The following is an 18,034-nucleotide window of genomic DNA, read 5'->3' as shown; positions in this document are numbered from 1 at the left end:
AATTCTTAATAAAGGAGTAATGAAAATGAAAAAGATTATGAAATTATTTGGCGTATTACTTGCTTCTGTCTTTGTTATTGCTATTTTCCAGCTAATATCCCCCGTGCTTTTAATAATTTTCGGATATGGTATTTGGCATTACATGAAAAAGACTCCCAATCCTAAAAAAATGAAACTTGCTATTGTTGGTACGGTCATCAGTTTGTTTGGTACCTTCGCATTAATGACATCTGGGGAGGGAAGTACTGCCTCAGAATCAACGGCAAAGCAATCCCTAGTAGAGACTGCATCTACGAAGGGAAATACGGAGAAAGAACTTGCAGCAGAAGAAAATGCAAAAGCAGAATCAAATCAAAAAAAATTATTGAAAAGTGCCACTGCCGCGATTACTGTTGCTGATTCATGGCCATCTCGATCTAATTTTGAGACTGCCACAAAAACCTTAGATAAAGTAGATGAGCCTTCCCAAGCACTTCAAAATAAATTGAAAGCTATTGAGGAAGAAGTAATTCGAGAAGAAGAAAACATAAGATTAGCGGAGGAAGCAATAGCATCGGCAGAAGCAAATTTAACGGGTGAATCAATTGAGAATGCAAAAACCTATTTAGCGGCTGTCGTCACCCGGCAAAAGGACTTTTCTTCACGTATATCTAGCGTAGAAAGAACTATTGAAGAGCAGGCTGCTCAAGCAGAGGCTGATAGAATCGCTGCAGAGCAAGCTGCTGCGGCTCAAGTAGAAGCTGATAGAATCGCTGCAGAGCAAGCTGCTGCGGCTCAAGTAGAAGCTGATAGAATCGCTGCAGAGCAAGCTGCTGCGGCTCAAGTAGAAGCTGATAGAATCGCTGCAGAGCAAGCTGCTGCGGCTCAAGTAGAAGCTGATAGAATCGCTGCAGAGCAAGCTGCTGCGGCTCAAGTAGAAGCTGATAGAATTGCTGCAGAGCAAGCTGCCGCAGCCCAAGCAGAGGCAGATAGAGTAGCAGCAGAGCAAGCAGCGGCTGCCCAGGCGGAAGCCAACAGAGCGGCCGCAGCTCCACAACAAAATTATGGGCAGGTTGTTTTAATTACTCCAACTGGCTCAAAATACCATAATCATAAATGTGGAAATGGGACATACATTGAATCGACAATGGACCAGGCTCTATCATTGGGATTAGAACCGTGCTCGAAATGTTATTAAGTAATAAAATGTTCCGTTGATGAGTTTAGTTTAATAAGTTGGCTTTAGGATTTAAATTCACACTAAATAATCTTCTCCATCACATTACAAATTTAACCTTCAGAAGCGTTGATAGGACAGTTTTCCTGCGACGCTCTGAAGGTTATTTTTTTATGTTCACGCCTATTTCCGCTACATTTCGTTTGGAATATCCATGTGTCATGACAGCGGATGCTTTTGGCAGGGCTTCCAGATTCAAAAAGTTGTTGACATTATTCCCCGCAGAACGTAATGTGTGAATAATATATTATGTTGGATGAAGAGAGGATGAGAATTCGGGTGAAGAAATCGGTTTTGACTTTCCGCAATGCCAAGCAGAAAAATGAGCGTCTCACGATGCTGACTGCTTACGACTATTCCACTGCCAAACTGATTGATGCTGCAGGGATCGACTCAGTATTGGTTGGCGACTCGCTGGGGATGGTGATGCTGGGGTATGAAGACACCTTATCGGTAACGATGGAGGATATGATCCACCACACGAAAGCTGTCGCCAGAGGGGTAAAGGATGCGTTGGTCGTAAGCGATCTGCCGTTCATGTCCTATCAGACCTCCGTCTATGACGCGGTCTCCAATGCAGGCAGGCTGATCAAAGAAGGCCGGGCGCAGGCAGTCAAACTGGAAGGCGGCCTTGAAGTCTGCCCGCAGATCAAGGCGATCGTGGAAGCTTCCATACCGGTCATGGCGCATATCGGACTGACGCCACAATCCGTCAATGCTTTCGGCGGATTCAAAGTCCAAGGTAAAGATGAAGAGGCTGCGCGCAGCTTGATTGAGCAGGCGAAAGCGGTGGAAGCGGCAGGAGCTTTTGCGGTGGTGCTGGAATGCATCCCGGCCAGGCTGGCCGATCTGATCACAAAGAGCATCTCGATTCCGACAATCGGCATCGGCGCGGGGAACGGCTGCGACGGCCAAGTGTTGGTCTACCAAGACATGCTGGGGCTATATTCCGATTTCACACCGAAATTCGTCAAGCGCTACGCGGAGATCGGACCGCAGATGCAGACAGCCATCGAGGGCTACATAACCGAGGTGAAAAGCGGCGCGTTTCCGGCAGCGGAGCACACCTTTGCGCTGTCCGATGCGGTCATCGAAAAATTATATTAGAGGAGTAACCACGAATGAAGATTGCAGCAACGGTTGAAGAAATCCGCAGTGCCGTGAAGGCCTGGAAAAAGGAAGGTTTGTCGGTCGGCTTCGTACCGACGATGGGCTATCTCCATGAAGGCCATCAAAGCTTGATGCAGAAAGCCGTCAGCGAAAACGATCGGGTGGTCGTCAGCATTTTTGTGAATCCGATGCAGTTCGGCCCATCCGAAGATTTGGAAAGCTATCCAAGGGATCTGGAAAAGGATGCCGCCTTGTGCGAAGCCAGCGGAGTGGACCTGATTTTCCATCCCGAGCCGAAAGAGATGTACCATCCCGATTTCAGCAGCTTTGTTGACATGCATGGTCTGACGGAGAGCTTGTGCGGAAAGAGCAGGCCGGCTCATTTCCGGGGCGTCTGCACAGTCGTGACAAAGCTGTTCAACATCGTGCAGCCGGACCGCGCCTATTTCGGACAGAAGGATGCCCAACAATTGGCGGTCATCCAGCAGATGGTCCGCGACCTCAATATGGACGTCACAGTCATCGGTTGCCCGATCATCCGGGAAGCGGACGGATTGGCGAAAAGCTCGCGCAACAGTTATCTGTCAGCGGATGAGCGCAAGGCAGCGTTGGTGCTGAGCCGGGCGCTCGAAGTCGCGAAGCAAATGCTTGCGGATGGCGAGCAGGATGTTGCCAAAATCCTCAAGGCCATTTCGGAAACCATCCAAGCGGAACCGATGGCAAAGATCGATTATGTGGAGTTGGTGGATGCGCGTACGCTGCAGCAAGTGGAAAGCGCCGAGCGACCTGTATTGGTGGCTTTGGCAGTCTATATCGGTAAAACGCGTCTGATCGATAATTTTATCACGGAATAAGTGGGGGGGAAAAACAATGCAACTAAATATGCTAAAAAGTAAAATACACCGCGCCGTCGTTGTCCAGGCGGAGCTTTCCTATGTAGGCAGCATCACTGTCGACAAGGATCTGTTGGATGCTGCAGGCTTGATCGAATATGAGAAGGTCCAGATCGTGGACATCGACAACGGGGCCCGGTTCGAAACTTACGTCATCGCAGGCGAACGCGGCTCGGGCATGATCTGCCTGAACGGTGCCGCCGCCCGTTGCGTTCAAGTTTCCGACAAAATCATCATCATGGCTTACTGCATGATGGATGAACAGGAAGCGAAGGAACACAAGCCGCTTGTCGTGTTTGTGGATGAGCAGAATGCCATCACAACCGTGACAAGATATGAAGAACATGGCAGACTCAGCATGTAGGCTGGCCGTATAGGGACAAAAAAGAAGCGCCACCGCATCGATCCAGTCGGACCTGATGCGATTGCGCTTTTCCTATTGCACGGATTGCAGCGTGAGCTGGATATCTTTGATGGAGAGTTGCAGTTTTTCGTATTCCTCGTCATCGAGAGGCAAGGGAATCTGTTTCTCCAAGCCGTTCCTGCCGATGATGCAAGGCATGCTGAAGGCCGCTTCACCTTGGCAGTTGTATAAGCCATTGACAGTTGCGGTCACAGGGAAGATGCTTTTCTCGTCCAGCATGACTGCCCGGGCCAAGGCTGCTGCGACTTCCCCGATGCCAGAATTGGTCCAGCCTTTCCAGTTGAAGACATCGGAAGCTGTGTGCACGACTTCTTGGCTGACGAATTTTTGGTCCAATGGTTCGGTTGGATCCAATAAGGCATCACATTGGGGAAGGGTGAGCGCACCCACAGTCGTGCTGCTGAAAGCCGGGAAGGCTGTGCTGCCGTGTTCGCCCATGATGTAGCCGCTGACGGTTTTGGGATCGACCTGATAGTGGGAAGCAACAAGCTGACGGTAGCGGAAAGTATCCAAAGTCGTTCCGGTGCCGAAGATTTTGCCTTTCGGATAGTCGAACTCATTCTCGGCGATATAGGTGATCGTATCGACCGGATTCGTTATCAGGATGATGATGGCGTCTTTTGTGTGCTGGGTGATGCCGGCCATGATCTTGCGTATTTCAACGGCATTTTCTCTGCCCATCAACGCTCTTGGGGGCATCGCCTCACCCGGGCGAGGCTTCTCGCTGACGCCCGCGGAAATGATGATGACGTCCGCATCGGCGCAGTCCGCATAATCACCGGCATAGATTTTGCTGTTTGTCCGGTAGCTGGCGGCCAGCGCATGGCGGTGGTCCAATGCTTCTCCTCTTGCCGTTGCTTCATTGCTGTCGATCAGGACGATGTCGGAAAATAGGTTGAGGTGGCTGCAGTCGGTCAATACTTGCGAACCGACATGGCCGATACCTATGATGGCTAATTTTGTTTGGATCATAAGTCACATTTCCTTTCGTTTTGAGATATTGTCATGAATGGCTTGGTGCATGTCTGCTACAGAATAGAAGGTTGGCTCCAGCACCACTTTTTCATCTTCCGGTTTCCGGCGATGGTTGTACCACAACGATGTCCACCCAGCAGTCTGTCCGCCGATGATGTCCGTTTCGAAGGTATCCCCGATGAAGAGCAGCTCATCAGGGTTCGCTCCCAAAGCCTCCTGCACATGCGCGAAAGCCGCTGCGTGGGGTTTTGGATAACCGATTTTTTCGGAAATGAAGATGCGCACTGGCGGCACCCATCTCTCCAGTCCCAACGCGTTAAACTTTTTCATCTGGTGCTTTTCAGGGCCGTTTGTGAAGACCGCAATCGGAATGTTCTGACTTTTCAGCTCATTCAACAGCTGCCCGATCCCTGGGCTTAACGTGATTTCTGCTTGCCTTTTTTGGTAGGTTTCCTGGAAGTGCATGGCCTCTGCGGTAGTGAGCGTAAGACCCAAGTCGGCAAACGTATGCTGTGTGCGCATAATGTGGGACTCGGCCAGCGTCAGATTCCCGTTGGAGAACAGGTCGAAGGCCGCATCGCAATGCTCGCGGAAAAGAGCAAATGTGGCTTCGTCGTTGTAGCTGGTCTCCAAGCGGTAATTTTCCAACGCTCGGAAAAACGGACTTGCTGTGTCGTATAAAGTATCGTCCAAATCGAATAGAATAGTAAGCATTATTGAAGTAGTTCCTCCCTTTGGTTGTTGCAGTCAGTATAGCATCCGAAACCGGTTTTTTGAAATGGGAAAAATAGGGAAGGCGCGCCAAGATGCACGGCAATGGAATTGGCTGCTCAAATGGCGGGGCAAAGCGCTTTTTGTTGCAAATTAAAAATCAGTACAGTATAATAACATACAATAATGTCATACGATCATACAATAATGGAAGAGGCTGCGAACATCAAGAGTAAAATGCCCGTTTGAAAGGGGTGTTCGCCGAAATGCAGCGTTTGCTGTGTTGGGGTCAGGGTTAAGAATCCTGACACTGTCAGAACGATTTGCCCAAAATCGTTTGTGGAGTACTTTCGGTATTGCGGGCAGAAGGAAGCTGGATTATAGGGCCTTTTGCTTTATAGTCTATTTTTTTGCACAAAAACGGACTGAATTATCGTTGTTATGACGCTCTATGGGTAGAAAGGTGGATAAAAAGCGGCCGTATAAGAAGGGTTATTTGTTATTATTTTTGAGCAGTTAAAAAGGACTATATACATTAGGAGGAAATAGAGATGACAGTAAAAACATGGAAAAAAACAATGGCGGCATTGACAGGCTTGTTTATTTTGGCGGGTTGCGGTAACGGAGCCACTGATGATTCATCCGCGGCTAATGGCACAGCGGATTCTGAAACATTCACAGTTGGAATGGAAGCGGGCTATCCTCCTTTCAACTGGACCCAAAATGACGACAGCAACGGTGCTGTGAAAATCGACGGTGCTGATGGTTATGCAAATGGCTATGATGTTCAGATGGCACAAAAAGTGGCAGATGGATTAGGCAAAGAACTGGTCATCGTCAAGACGGAATGGGATGGCTTGGTGCCGGCATTGGTTTCATCCAAAATCGATGCTATCGTTGCAGGTATGTCGCCAACGGAGGAACGTAAAGAAGCGATTGATTTCTCGGATTCCTACTACACGACTGAACTTGTGATTGTCGTAAAAGCGGATGGCGCTTATGCAGATGCGACAGCTTTAGCTGACTTCGCGGATGCGAAAGTCACAGCACAGTTGAATACATTGCACTATGGCGTCATCGATCAGATCGAAGGCGTGCAAAAGCAACCGGCAATGGACAGTTTCACTTCCATGCGCGTAGCTTTGGAGTCAGGTACAATTGATGCTTACGTATCGGAACGTCCAGAAGCCATCAGCGCTTCAGCAGCCAATTCTGCATTCAAAATGATCGAATTGGATGAAGCGGATACGTTTGAATTGTCCGCAGCTGATTCAGAAATCGCAATCGGTTTGATTAAAGAAAGTGAATTGAAAGATCAGATCAATGAGATTTTGAGCGGCATCACCGAAGAAGAACGCATCCAAATGATGGATGAAGCAATCCAAAACCAGCCGTCAGCTGAATAATCAAGGCGGACGGAATATCAAAAAGGAGCATACATTAAATGGAGTTTAGTTGGGTTATCCGAATCATCGAAGAAAACTGGAGACAGTTTTTATCCGGTGCATGGACAACATTATATATCGCTTTAATCGGAACTGTAATCGGACTGGGTATCGGTCTTATGATCGGCGTCATCCGTACGATCCCGGTTGCGGAATCGGGCTGGAAAAAACACGCGTACAATGTGGTGAATTTTTTGCTGTCATGCTACATCGAAATTTTCCGAGGAACGCCGATGATCGTGCAAGCGATGGTCATCTATTATGGGGCGGCTTTGGCATTTGATATCGACATGAACCGCATTTTTGCAGCGTTGCTGATTGTATCAGTCAACACGGGAGCTTATATGTCGGAGATTGTCCGAGGTGGGATCATATCCATCGACAAAGGGCAATTCGAAGCTGCTCAAGCGATCGGGATGAATCATCTGCAAACGATGCGGAATGTCGTCATGCCGCAAGTAATCCGGAATATTCTGCCGGCTACAGGGAACGAATTCGTCATCAACATCAAAGATACATCCGTATTGAACGTCATATCCGTTTCGGAATTGTTCTTTACGACCAAATCGATTTCCGGGAATAACTTCCGTTATTTCGAATCATTCTTCGTGGCTTCAATCATTTACTTCGTCATGACCTTCACGGTGACGCGCGTCCTGCGTGCCATTGAAAGAAAAATGCAAGGTCCTGATAATTATCAGATGATGGGTGCAGGGCAAGACCAATTGACTACACCAGAATTAATGGCTCGCAAAAAACAAGTAGGAAGAGACAGAGCAAATTAATTGCCACAGGAGGAATCATTTGATGGAAAAAGTAATTGACGTACAGCATCTGAAGAAAAACTTCGGTCAACATGAAGTGCTGAAGGACATCGATTTCAGCGTGAATAAAGGAGAAGTTGTGTGCATCATCGGTTCATCGGGATCCGGTAAATCGACTCTGTTGCGCTGCATCAATCTGCTTGAAAAACCTACAGCGGGAGAAATCATCTACAACGGCGAAAACGTTTTGGATTCGAAGCATGACATCTTCAAGTACCGCAGCAAATTGGGGATGGTATTCCAGCAGTTCAATCTGTTCAACAACTTGGACGTGTTGCATAATTGCACGGTAGGGCCTGTGAAAATCCTTAAAAAATCCCAGCAGGAAGCCGAAAAGATCGCCATGGGTTATCTGGAACAGGTCGGCATGGGGAACTTCATCAACGCCAAACCGGATCAATTGTCAGGCGGCCAAAAACAACGCGTCGCTATCGCCCGCGCGTTGACGATGGAACCGGATGCGCTATTGTTCGATGAGCCGACATCGGCTTTGGACCCCGAAATGGTGGGAGAAGTATTGAAGGTCATGAAGGATCTTGCCAACAGCGGTTTGACGATGATTGTTGTGACGCATGAAATGGAGTTCGCGAAGGAAGTTTCCGATCGCGTCATCTTCATGGATCAAGGCGTCATCCTGGAGCAGGGAGCCCCTGACCTTATCTTCAATCATCCAAACGAAGCGCGCACAAAGCAGTTCCTGGAAAGATATCTTACAAAATAAAAACAAAGAAGAACGGTTCTGCAGTAGCTGCAGGTCCGTTCTTCTTTTTCATTTCCTATTCAATTATGATGACGTCGTCTTCAACGGCAAAAGGCGCTTGCTCATTGATGTGGTCGTAGAACATGACCCCGTTGAGATGGTCGATTTCGTGTTGGACCACGATGGCTATGTAGCCTTTGTAGCGAGCCTTATGTGTCACTCCTTCGGCATCCTGGTAAGATACCGTAATACGGCTATGTCTGACGATGAACCCTGGTACTTCGCGATCCACTGAAAGGCAACCTTCGCCACCTTTAAGGCAGGCACTTTCGATGGAATGGCTGACGATTTTAGGGTTGAACATCACTTTGGCCAATTCTGGAGGATCATCTTCATACTCCCCTGGTATCAATAGTGCAACGATGCGCTTGGAAACGTCGATTTGCGGAGCTGCCAAACCGACGCCTGCCCGCAAGTTGAGTTGCTCGGCGATTTTTTCATCCTGACTGTTCGAAAGGAACTCCATCATTTCTGTGGCGATTTTTCGATCCTCTGCAGATAAAGGGAAAGTGACCAAGTCAGCCGACCTCCGCAATGTAGGATGACCTTCACGGATGATGTTATCCATAGTGATCATTCATGCATTCCTCCTTTTGCTGGTTTTTATATTGAAATGATTGGGCTAGCAAACTACAAAACACTTCACGTTACATAGTACACGTTTCGAAAAAAAAAAGCTAGACCGATCTTTTCCCTTGTAATAAAGAAGGGGTATGTGTAAAATAGGAAAATGAAAAAATGATTACACGACGGTGTGAGGTTTTTTTAACTTTATAGCGAAAGAAGAGATGATTTTTATGACAGTTGCTAAAGATTATATTGAAAAAGTCTATAAAAAGGTTGAAGACAGAGGCCCGCATCAAAAAGAATTTTTACAGGCGGTAAGGGAGTTGTTCGACACGATCGAACCAGCTTTGGAAAAGAATCCGCACTACATAAAATGGAATATCCTTGAAAGAATGGTAGAACCTGAACGCATCGTTTCCTTCCGTGTTCCTTGGATGGATGACAAAGGGGACGTTCAAGTCAGCAAAGGTTTCCGTGTCCAATTCAATTCAGCAATCGGACCATACAAAGGCGGTTTGCGTTTCCATCCGACCGTCAATGAAAGCATCTTGAAATTTTTAGGTTTCGAACAAATCTTCAAAAACAGCCTGACCGGATTACCGATTGGTGGCGGTAAAGGTGGATCTGATTTTGATCCTAAGGGCAAAACGGATGCAGAAGTGATGCGTTTCTGCCAATCCTTCATGACTGAGCTGCAAAGGCACATTGGTCCTACTTTGGACGTCCCAGCTGGCGATATCGGTGTTGGTGGACGCGAAATCGGCTACATGTATGGCCAATACAAACGCTTGAACGGCGCTGAGACAGGCGTTCTGACCGGCAAACCGGTAGTCATGAACGGAAGTTTGGCTCGTACAGAAGCGACTGGATACGGACTGGTCTACTATACACAAGAAATGCTGAAAGCGAACGGAAAATCGTTTGCCGGCCAAAAAGTGGTAGTGTCCGGAAGCGGAAATGTTGCCATTTATGCTATCCAAAAAGTTCATGAATTTGGCGGAACCGTTATCGCTTGTTCCGATTCCAACGGATATATCTACGACGAATCAGGTATCGATGTTGCTTTGCTTCAGGATATCAAAGAAGTTCGTCGCGAAAGATTGACTGCCTATGCTGCCGAAAAAGCGACAGCGGTATACAAAGATGGCAGCGTGTGGGACTTCGATCTGAACTACGATATTGCCTTGCCTAGCGCAACCCAAAATGAAATCGATAAAGAACAAGCTGAAAGATTAGTCAAAGCTGGTGTTTATTGTGTCAGCGAGGGCGCGAACATGCCGAGCACTTTAGAAGCTGTAGAAATCTATGCAGCCCATAACATTTTTTATGGGCCGGCAAAAGCAGCCAATGCAGGCGGAGTAGCGACTTCCGCGCTGGAAATGGCGCAAAACAGTGCCCATAGTCATTGGACATTCGAAGAAGTCGACGGCAAGTTGCAAGAGATTATGACAAACATCTTTAAGACAGCTGAAAAAACAGCTGAAGAATATGGCATACAAGGCAACTATTTAGCCGGTGCCAACATCGCGGCGTTTGTGCAAGTTGCCGATGCTATGATTTATCAAGGTTTAGTTTAAAATAAGTTTCAGCATAAATTTTAATATAAAAGGTTATTTCTTAATTGAAATGGCCTTTTTTCTTTGTTTTTGAGAGGAATGCACATGCGTTTTAATCCTATTTTCATAGTGACGAGATTGTGATTTCGTGAATGAATGGAATAGCGGGCTGAAAACCGCGAAAAAATAGCAAACTGGTTATGAAAAAGTACTGAAACTGGTTATCCTAAAAAGGGTAGTTATAATAAAAAGACTGTTATACTTTTGAAAGCCTATTCCATCAATGATTTACAATTTTAATAGAAACAGTTTTCGTGAAGTTTTAATACAGAGTCTTTGTGTCTGATTGCGGCAATCTGTAAACATACATAACAATAATGAATCAATAAAAAAACACATATACAAAAAGAATGTTCGTTACATACTGAACAAAACACTAATGTTAAACGCTTACAATTAAGTAGTAGCAGATATTCTGTGCACAAAATATGAAAACTTTCCTTTTGCCTTGCATATATCTCGGATGCGTGGTAAATTATTCATGTAACAACTGTGAATTGATACAGTTGAAATCATCTGTATAAACCTCATCGACAGAGATGAAATATCAAGGAATAGAGAGGAAAGTGTTAGCATGGCTACAAAACAAACAAAAATCGACATTGACGCATTATTAAGCAGCACGAACACAGATTTTCGCATGGTCCAAATCATGGATGAAGAAGGGAATATTGTAAACCCTGACCTTATGCCAGATCTTTCTGATGAACAATTGGTTCAATTCATGACAGATATGGTATGGTCCAGAATTTTACATGAACGTTCAACTGCATTGAATCGTCAAGGTAGATTAGGTTTCTATGCGCCGACAGCCGGGCAAGAAGCAAGCCAATTAGGAAGTATCGCAGCAATCGAGAAGGAAGATGTCTTGTTGCCTGGTTACCGTGATGTTCCTCAACTGGTCAAACACGGTTTGCCATTGACGCAAGCTTTCCTTTGGTCAAGAGGCCACGTGGATGGCAATAAATACGCTGAAGATATCAAAGCTTTACCACCACAAATCATCATCGGCGCACAATACGTGCAAGCTGCCGGAGTCGCGTTGGGCTTGAAGAAGCGCAACAAGAAAAATGTAGCGATTACATATACTGGTGACGGCGGAAGCTCGCAAGGGGATTTCTATGAAGGAATCAACTTTGCCGGATCCTACAAAGCACCTGCTCTCTTCTTCATCCAAAATAATGGATGGGCGATTTCAACACCTCGCCACGTGCAGACCGCTGCTCAAACTTTGGCGCAGAAAGCTGTCGCTGCCGGAATCCCTGGTATCCAAGTAGATGGAATGGACATGCTGGCTGTATACGCTGTAACTAAAAAAGCAAGAGAATATGCTGTTGCAGGAAATGGCCCTGTATTGATCGAAACAATCTGCTACCGCTTTGGTCCGCATACCTTATCAGGTGATGATCCAACGCGTTACCGTGACACTGCTGAATTGGAAGGCTGGCAAGCAAAAGACCCATTGATCCGCATGCGCAAATTTTTGACGGCAAAAGGTTTATGGTCTGAAGAAAAAGAAAATGAAGTAATCGAATCAGTCAAAGAAGAAATCAAAGATGCCATCAAGGAAGCTGACCAAGCTCCTAAACAAAAAGTATCTGACTTCTTGAAGAGTATGTTCGAAGAACCAAACCAAACTATGGCAGAACAAATCGCGTACTACGAAGCAAAGGAGACTAAATAATCATGGCACAATTAACTATGATCCAAGCCATCACTGATGCACTTGCAATTGAACTTGCAAACGATCCAAACGTTTTGATCTTCGGAGAAGACGTTGGTAAAAACGGCGGTGTATTCCGTGCGACACAGGGACTTCAAGAGAGCTTCGGAGAAGACCGCGTGTTTGATACTCCTTTAGCTGAATCCGGTATCGGTGGTTTGGCATTCGGTTTGGCACTGGAAGGTTTCCGTCCTGTTGCGGAAATCCAATTCTTCGGTTTTGTATTTGAAGTAATGGATACTGTTGTAGCACAAGCTGCACGTACACGTTACCGTATGGCAGGCACGCGTAATCTGCCTATCGTTTTCCGCTCTCCTTTCGGTGGCGGTGTGCATACACCTGAATTGCACTCGGATAACTTGGAAGGCTTGATGGCTCAATCGCCAGGTTTAAAAGTGGTTATCCCTTCGAACCCATACGATGCAAAAGGGTTGTTGATTTCAGCTATCCGTGACAACGATCCCGTTGTCTTCTTGGAGCACATGAAATTGTACCGTTCATTCCGTGATGAAGTTCCTGAGGAAGCATACACTGTTCCTATCGGCAAAGCTGCCATCACAAAAGAAGGATCTGACGTGTCCGTCATCACATACGGCGCGATGGTCCGCGAAGCTATCAAAGCTGCAGAAACACTTGAAAAAGAAGGCATTTCGGTTGAAGTAATCGATTTACGTACTGTTGCTCCACTTGATGTCGAAACGATCATTGCCTCTGTACAAAAAACAGGCCGTGTCGTAGTAGTTCAAGAAGCGCAGCGTCAAGCAGGTGTGGGCGCGATGGTCATGTCCGAAATTTCTGAACGCGCAGTATTATCTTTAGAAGCTCCTATCGGACGTGTAGCTGCTCCGGATACTGTCTTCCCGTTCGGTCAAGCGGAAAACATTTGGTTGCCGAATGCTACTGATATCGAAAATAAAGTAAGAGAAACTTATCATTTCTAAGAGCTGAAAGCTTGAACAAATACAATTCCATATCCCATAGAATTGTATTTGTTCGCTTTTGTGCGTTGGAAATCCAAAAATAGACAAATGAAGGGAAGTTAAGAAAATGTCTTTTAAATTCAAGTTGCCTGCTTTAGGCGAAGGTATCATGGAAGGTGAAATCGTTTCTTGGTCAATCAAAGAAGGCGACACCATCAATGAAGATGACACATTATTAGAAGTGCAAAATGATAAATCAGTCGAAGAAATCCCATCCCCAGTGACCGGGAAAGTCTTGAAGATTGTTGCGCCAGTAGGTACGGTTGCAGTCATCGGTGATGTATTGGTGGAAATCGACGCTCCAGGTTATGAAGATGAAGGTTCTGCAGCTCCTGCAACAGCTTCAGCGGCATCAACTCCAGCAGCACCTGCAGCTTCGACAGGAGGATTGTTCCAATTCAAATTGCCTGCTTTAGGCGAAGGTATCATGGAAGGTGAAATCGTTTCTTGGCCCATCAAAGAAGGCGATATGATCAACGAAGATGATACATTGGTTGAAGTACAGAACGACAAATCTGTTGAAGAAATCCCATCTCCTGTCACAGGTAGAGTTGTCCGCATCGTAACGCCAGTAGGCACAGTAGCGGTCATCGGCGATGTATTGGTCGAAATCGATGCACCAGGCCAAAACGGCCCAGCTGCAGCAGCACCAAAAGCAGCCGCAGCACCTGCAGCAGCTTCAAATGCACCTGCGTCATCAGGCGTGGTTGAAGCAGCAAATCCTGACAAACAAGTTTTGGCTATGCCATCCGTTCGTCAATACGCACGCGAAAAAGGCATCGACATCACTGCAGTTGCACCGACCGGAAAAGGTGGACGTGTACTGAAGGAAGATATCGATAACTTCAGCGGAGTGGCTCCAGTGGCAGCAAAAGCTGTGACTCCAGCAGTTCAAGGTCAAGCTTCGGCACAAGCAGCGGTCCAAGCAGCTCCAGTAGCAGCAGCGGCTCAAGCAGCACAAACTACAGCGCCAGCTCAACCATTCACTTCCAACATGGGCGAAGCGGAAACACGCCAAAAAATGTCTCCAACAAGAAAAGCGATTGCCAAAGCAATGGTCAACAGCAAGCATACAGCTCCTCACGTAACCTTGTTTGATGAAGTAGAAGTGTCCAAATTATGGGATCACCGTAAGAAATTCAAAGATGTTGCTGCAGCACAAGGAACAAAACTTACTTTCTTGCCGTATGTCGTTAAGGCATTGGCAGCGACTGTACGCGACTTCCCTATATTGAATGCGTCTATCGACGATGCAGCTCAAGAAATCGTGTTGAAGAACTACATCAACATTGGTATCGCTACAGACACCGACAATGGTTTATATGTACCGAACGTTAAAAATGCTGATTCAAAAGGCATGTTCAAAATTGCCGATGAAATCAACAACATGGCTGCACAAGCCCATGACGGCAAACTGGCAGCTGCGGATATGAGAAACGGCTCTGTTACTATCAGCAACATCGGTTCTGTTGGCGGTGGATTCTTCACGCCAGTCATCAACTACCCTGAAGTAGCCATCCTAGGTGTTGGAACGATCGCACAACAAGCTATCGTCAATGCAGAAGGCGAATTGGCAGTCGGTCGCGTTATGAAACTTTCATTGAGTTTCGACCACCGTATCGTTGACGGCGCAACTGCTCAAAAAGCAATGAACAACATTAAGAGATTATTGGCTGATCCAGAATTATTATTGATGGAAGGGTGAAAATAGACAATGGTAGTAGGCGATTTCGCAGTTGAATTAGATACAGTTGTTGTTGGAGCAGGACCTGGTGGCTATGTAGCTGCAATCCGCGCTGCACAATTAGGACAAAAAGTAGCAATCATCGAAAGAGAATGGATCGGAGGCGTTTGTTTGAACGTCGGTTGTATCCCTTCAAAAGCTTTGATTTCTGCTGGACATCATTATCAAGAAGCGTTGGATTCCTCCGTTTTCGGTATTACAACTGAAAATGTGAAACTTGACTTCTCGAAAACACAAGAATGGAAAGACAATAAAGTCGTCAAAACATTGACATCTGGTGTCGAGTACTTGCTGAAGAAAAACAAAGTTGAAATTATCCGTGGAAATGCATTCTTCAATGACGGAGAGACATTGCGTGTCTTCACCGAAGATGCAGCACAAACGTATACTTTCAAAAATGCGATCATCGCTACTGGTAGCCGCCCAATCGAAATCAAAGGTTTCAAATTTGGCGGACGCGTCATCGATTCCACTGGCGGATTGAATTTGACTGAAGTTCCTAAAAAATTAGTCATCGTCGGTGGCGGTGTCATCGGTACTGAACTAGGTGGAGCATACGCTAACTTAGGCGCTGAAGTGACTATTCTTGAGGGCTCTCCACAAATTTTGCCGACATTCGAAAAAGATATGGTTAAATTTGTTGAAAAATCATTCCAAGAAAAAGGTGTTACAGTCGTCACAAAAGCAATGGCTAAAGAAGCTGTTGATAACGGAGACAGCGTAACGGTTAAATATGAAGCAAACGGTAAAGAAGAAGTTATCGAAGCTGACTATGTGATGGTTACTGTCGGTCGCCGTCCGAATACGGATGACCTAGGACTTGAAGTAGTCGGAGTTGAAATGACTGAACGTGGCTTGGTTAAAGTTGATAATCAAGGCCGCACAAATGTAAAACACATTTTTGCGATCGGCGATATCGTTCCAGGTGCTGCATTGGCTCATAAAGCTAGCTACGAAGCTAAAATTGCGGCTGAAGCTATTGCCGGACATCCTTCTGCCGTTGATTACCGCTCTATGCCAGGGGTTGCCTTTACGGATCCTGAATTAGCGACCATCGGTTTTACCGCTGCTGAAGCGAAAGACAAAGGTCTGGACGTAAAAGCATCCAAATTCCCATTATCAGGAAACGGCCGTGCTTTATCATTGAACCAAACAGAAGGCTTTGTCCGTTTGGTTACGACAAAAGAAGATAACGTTCTGGTCGGTGCGCAAGTTGCCGGTGTGAACGCCAGCGAAGTCATCGCTGAGCTTGGCTTGGCGATTGAAGCTGGAATGAACGCAGAAGATATTGCGCTGACAATCCACGGTCATCCATCATTATCCGAAACAATCATGGACGCTGCCGAATTGGCTTTGGGTATGCCAATCCACATCTAATTCCAAAATAGTCACAAGTAGAGAGAATCCGGGTCCGGATTCTCTTTATTTTTTTTGTCATGTATAATATAGTAGAAACAGGAATCAGATGGAGGGAATAATATGCAACATTACGACTATCCGTTCGAAGTGGAGTGGTCCAAAGAGGAGATCGTTAAAGTCATCTCTTTATGGAATGCTGTAGAGCGAGCTTATGAAAGTGGAATCAGCAAAGAAGATTTTATGCAGGCTTACCGAGAATTTAAGACGGTGTTGCCTTCAGTCGGTCAAGAAAAGAAATACGGCAATCAGTTCGAAAAAGAGTCAGGCTACTCTTTGTATAAAGTGCTGCAGGAAGTAAAGAGAAGCGAAAAAAACAAAATTTTTCTAGGGGAGCGTTAAATGACTGGATAAGTCGCAGCTAGAAGAGCGGCAGAAGGGAGGAGCCGGATGGATCAAATCGAAAAAAGACACAGCCTGATCAAGTCTTGGTTGTATGAAGCTGCAGACTTGCTGCGGGAATCGTTCAACAAGGAGCTTGAAATTAAAGAAAAAACATCGCGAACGGATCTGGTGACAAACATGGATCGGGAAATCGAGGTGTTCCTGTATGAGAAAATCACCGCACATTTCCCGGATGAACGTATTTTGGGAGAAGAAAGCGTCGGTCATGATATACAGGATCTGGAAGGAATTGTCTGGATCATCGATCCGATTGATGGCACCCTCAATTTCATCAAGCAGAGAGCGAATTTTGCCATCATGATCGGTATCTATGAAGATGGCGTCGGTCATTTGGGATATATTTATGATGTCGTAAGGGACGAGCTCTATTTTGCGATCCGGCATAACGGAGCTTACTGCAACGACCGAAGACTGCCGACAGTAGAGGAAATCCCTCTTTCTGAGGGGTTGGTGGCAATCAGCAACCGTTTGGTGGTCTCGGATGCGGGGGAAGCGCGCAGAATCGCAAAAAACAGCAGTGGGTTACGCGTGAATGGCTCCGCCGGGTTGGAAACAGCTTGGGTTGCTTCCGGCAAACTCGTAGCCTATATTGCTCCTTCCTTGGCACCGTGGGACATTGCTGCTGGGTTGGTCATTGCCGAAGAGGTGGGTTTGGTCTATAGACAAGTCACGGGAGAAAAAATAAACCTGCTTCAGAACAATGCAGTGATTGTCGCCAACAAATATGCTTTCCAGGAGATCAGGGACGAATGGCGATGAGCGATCGAACCTTCCCAACATTAGAAATAAAGTGGACAAGATGCAGAAAAATGCATTTTGTTCATTTTTTTTCGGTTCACGAAAGATGTCAGGATTCATGACATGGAAAGGTATGAGGTAAGCGGTTTTATTCACTTGTGCTGAAAAGTAAAATTACTTTTCTCAGAAAGAGGATTCGATTAAAAATAATAAATGTGAAAAAAATCCATAAAATGATAATAAAATGAGGATATGCGAGCCTTTTTAATGAGATTTCATTAGGCGGAATTCTCATTTTCGAGGCAATCGGAAAGGCTCTCTCATTTATTCTAATGAAAAACCTTACAAATCCATGTAAGGTTTTTCCGGTTGTTCTTGCGTACTTGCGGTATTTTTTTTCTTTAAAACATTTACATTTGATTAAATTATGGTTATAATTTTCGTATTCAGTGAGTTGAATGTGAAACAGATGATAAATGGGGGTTAT

15 protein-coding genes, 1 pseudogene and 1 riboswitch are annotated in these 18,034 nt (G+C 45.9%); of the genes and pseudogenes, 13 read left to right on the top strand and 3 right to left on the bottom strand.

The annotated features are described in order from the left end of the window. The first annotated feature begins 25 nt into the window (after positions 1–25). From C7R56_RS07090 to panD, 4 genes are all read left to right on the top strand, one after another. Complete coding sequence (locus tag C7R56_RS07090) at positions 26–1,177, top strand: hypothetical protein (RefSeq protein ID WP_107995868.1); 1,152 nt, start codon at positions 26–28, stop codon at positions 1,175–1,177. A 375-nt stretch (positions 1,178–1,552) separates the two neighbouring features. Continuing rightward, entirely contained in the window at positions 1,553–2,323 is a 771-nt protein-coding gene (panB, locus tag C7R56_RS07085; RefSeq protein ID WP_407701484.1) for a 3-methyl-2-oxobutanoate hydroxymethyltransferase, read from the top strand. 14 nt (positions 2,324–2,337) lie between these two features. After that, positions 2,338–3,180 (top strand): pantoate--beta-alanine ligase, encoded by an 843-nt coding sequence (gene panC / locus C7R56_RS07080; RefSeq protein WP_107995866.1) that lies wholly within the window; start codon positions 2,338–2,340, stop codon positions 3,178–3,180. A 16-nt stretch (positions 3,181–3,196) separates the two neighbouring features. Further along, entirely contained in the window at positions 3,197–3,583 is a 387-nt protein-coding gene (gene panD / locus C7R56_RS07075; protein WP_086628237.1) for an aspartate 1-decarboxylase, read from the top strand. Between the two features lie 72 nt (positions 3,584–3,655). On the opposite strand, the gene C7R56_RS07070 is transcribed toward panD, so the two are convergent. Together C7R56_RS07070 and C7R56_RS07065 are read right to left on the bottom strand one after the other, a co-directional pair. Beyond that, complete coding sequence (locus C7R56_RS07070) at positions 3,656–4,615, bottom strand: lactate/malate family dehydrogenase (protein ID WP_107995865.1); 960 nt, start codon at positions 4,613–4,615, stop codon at positions 3,656–3,658. Between the two features lie 3 nt (positions 4,616–4,618). Then, positions 4,619–5,332, bottom strand: coding sequence for an HAD family hydrolase (locus tag C7R56_RS07065; protein ID WP_107995864.1), 714 nt, complete (start codon positions 5,330–5,332; stop codon positions 4,619–4,621). 200 nt (positions 5,333–5,532) lie between these two features. Further along, positions 5,533–5,687: riboswitch (Lysine riboswitch) on the top strand. Between the two features lie 193 nt (positions 5,688–5,880). On the opposite strand from C7R56_RS07065, the pseudogene C7R56_RS09135 reads away from it, so the two are divergent. Together C7R56_RS09135 and C7R56_RS07050 are read left to right on the top strand one after the other, a co-directional pair. Then, positions 5,881–7,559 (top strand): annotated as a pseudogene (locus C7R56_RS09135) (ABC transporter substrate-binding protein/permease). 22 nt (positions 7,560–7,581) lie between these two features. Continuing rightward, complete coding sequence (locus tag C7R56_RS07050) at positions 7,582–8,319, top strand: amino acid ABC transporter ATP-binding protein (RefSeq protein ID WP_107995861.1); 738 nt, start codon at positions 7,582–7,584, stop codon at positions 8,317–8,319. 55 nt (positions 8,320–8,374) lie between these two features. Here the strand turns inward: C7R56_RS07050 and def are convergent, their stop codons facing one another. Next, positions 8,375–8,935 carry a peptide deformylase gene (gene def / locus C7R56_RS07045; RefSeq protein WP_107995860.1) on the bottom strand — a complete coding sequence of 187 codons (561 nt, stop codon included), beginning with the start codon at positions 8,933–8,935 and terminating at the stop codon, positions 8,375–8,377. Positions 8,936–9,155: 220 nt separating this feature from the next. Here def and gdhA point away from each other — a divergent pair, with 220 nt between their 5' ends. From gdhA to C7R56_RS07010, 7 genes are all read left to right on the top strand, one after another. Next, positions 9,156–10,502, top strand: a complete 1,347-nt coding sequence (gdhA, locus tag C7R56_RS07040) for an NADP-specific glutamate dehydrogenase (protein WP_107995859.1) — start codon at positions 9,156–9,158, stop codon at positions 10,500–10,502. 613 nt (positions 10,503–11,115) lie between these two features. After that, positions 11,116–12,225, top strand: a complete 1,110-nt coding sequence (gene pdhA, locus C7R56_RS07035; RefSeq protein WP_107995858.1) for a pyruvate dehydrogenase (acetyl-transferring) E1 component subunit alpha — start codon at positions 11,116–11,118, stop codon at positions 12,223–12,225. A 2-nt stretch (positions 12,226–12,227) separates the two neighbouring features. Next, positions 12,228–13,205, top strand: coding sequence for an alpha-ketoacid dehydrogenase subunit beta (locus C7R56_RS07030; RefSeq protein WP_086985345.1), 978 nt, complete (start codon positions 12,228–12,230; stop codon positions 13,203–13,205). A 106-nt stretch (positions 13,206–13,311) separates the two neighbouring features. Further along, positions 13,312–14,949 carry a 2-oxo acid dehydrogenase subunit E2 gene (locus tag C7R56_RS07025; RefSeq protein WP_107995857.1) on the top strand — a complete coding sequence of 546 codons (1,638 nt, stop codon included), beginning with the start codon at positions 13,312–13,314 and terminating at the stop codon, positions 14,947–14,949. 9 nt (positions 14,950–14,958) lie between these two features. Next, on the top strand, positions 14,959–16,365 hold the full coding sequence (gene lpdA, locus C7R56_RS07020) for a dihydrolipoyl dehydrogenase (RefSeq protein ID WP_107995856.1): 1,407 nt from the start codon (positions 14,959–14,961) through the stop codon (positions 16,363–16,365). Positions 16,366–16,467: 102 nt separating this feature from the next. After that, the gene (locus tag C7R56_RS07015) at positions 16,468–16,746 is read left to right on the top strand and encodes a UPF0223 family protein (RefSeq protein WP_107995855.1); all 279 of its coding nucleotides are present in this window, start codon (positions 16,468–16,470) and stop codon (positions 16,744–16,746) included. 48 nt (positions 16,747–16,794) lie between these two features. After that, positions 16,795–17,568 carry an inositol monophosphatase family protein gene (locus tag C7R56_RS07010; RefSeq protein ID WP_107995854.1) on the top strand — a complete coding sequence of 258 codons (774 nt, stop codon included), beginning with the start codon at positions 16,795–16,797 and terminating at the stop codon, positions 17,566–17,568. Positions 17,569–18,034: the final 466 nt, after the last annotated feature.

The organism is Trichococcus paludicola, from assembly GCF_003052295.1.
GTDB classification, from domain to species: domain Bacteria; phylum Bacillota; class Bacilli; order Lactobacillales; family Aerococcaceae; genus Trichococcus; species Trichococcus paludicola.
The sequence above is the reverse complement of the archived record's forward strand: the minus strand, read 5'-3'. Positions and strand labels throughout refer to the sequence as shown.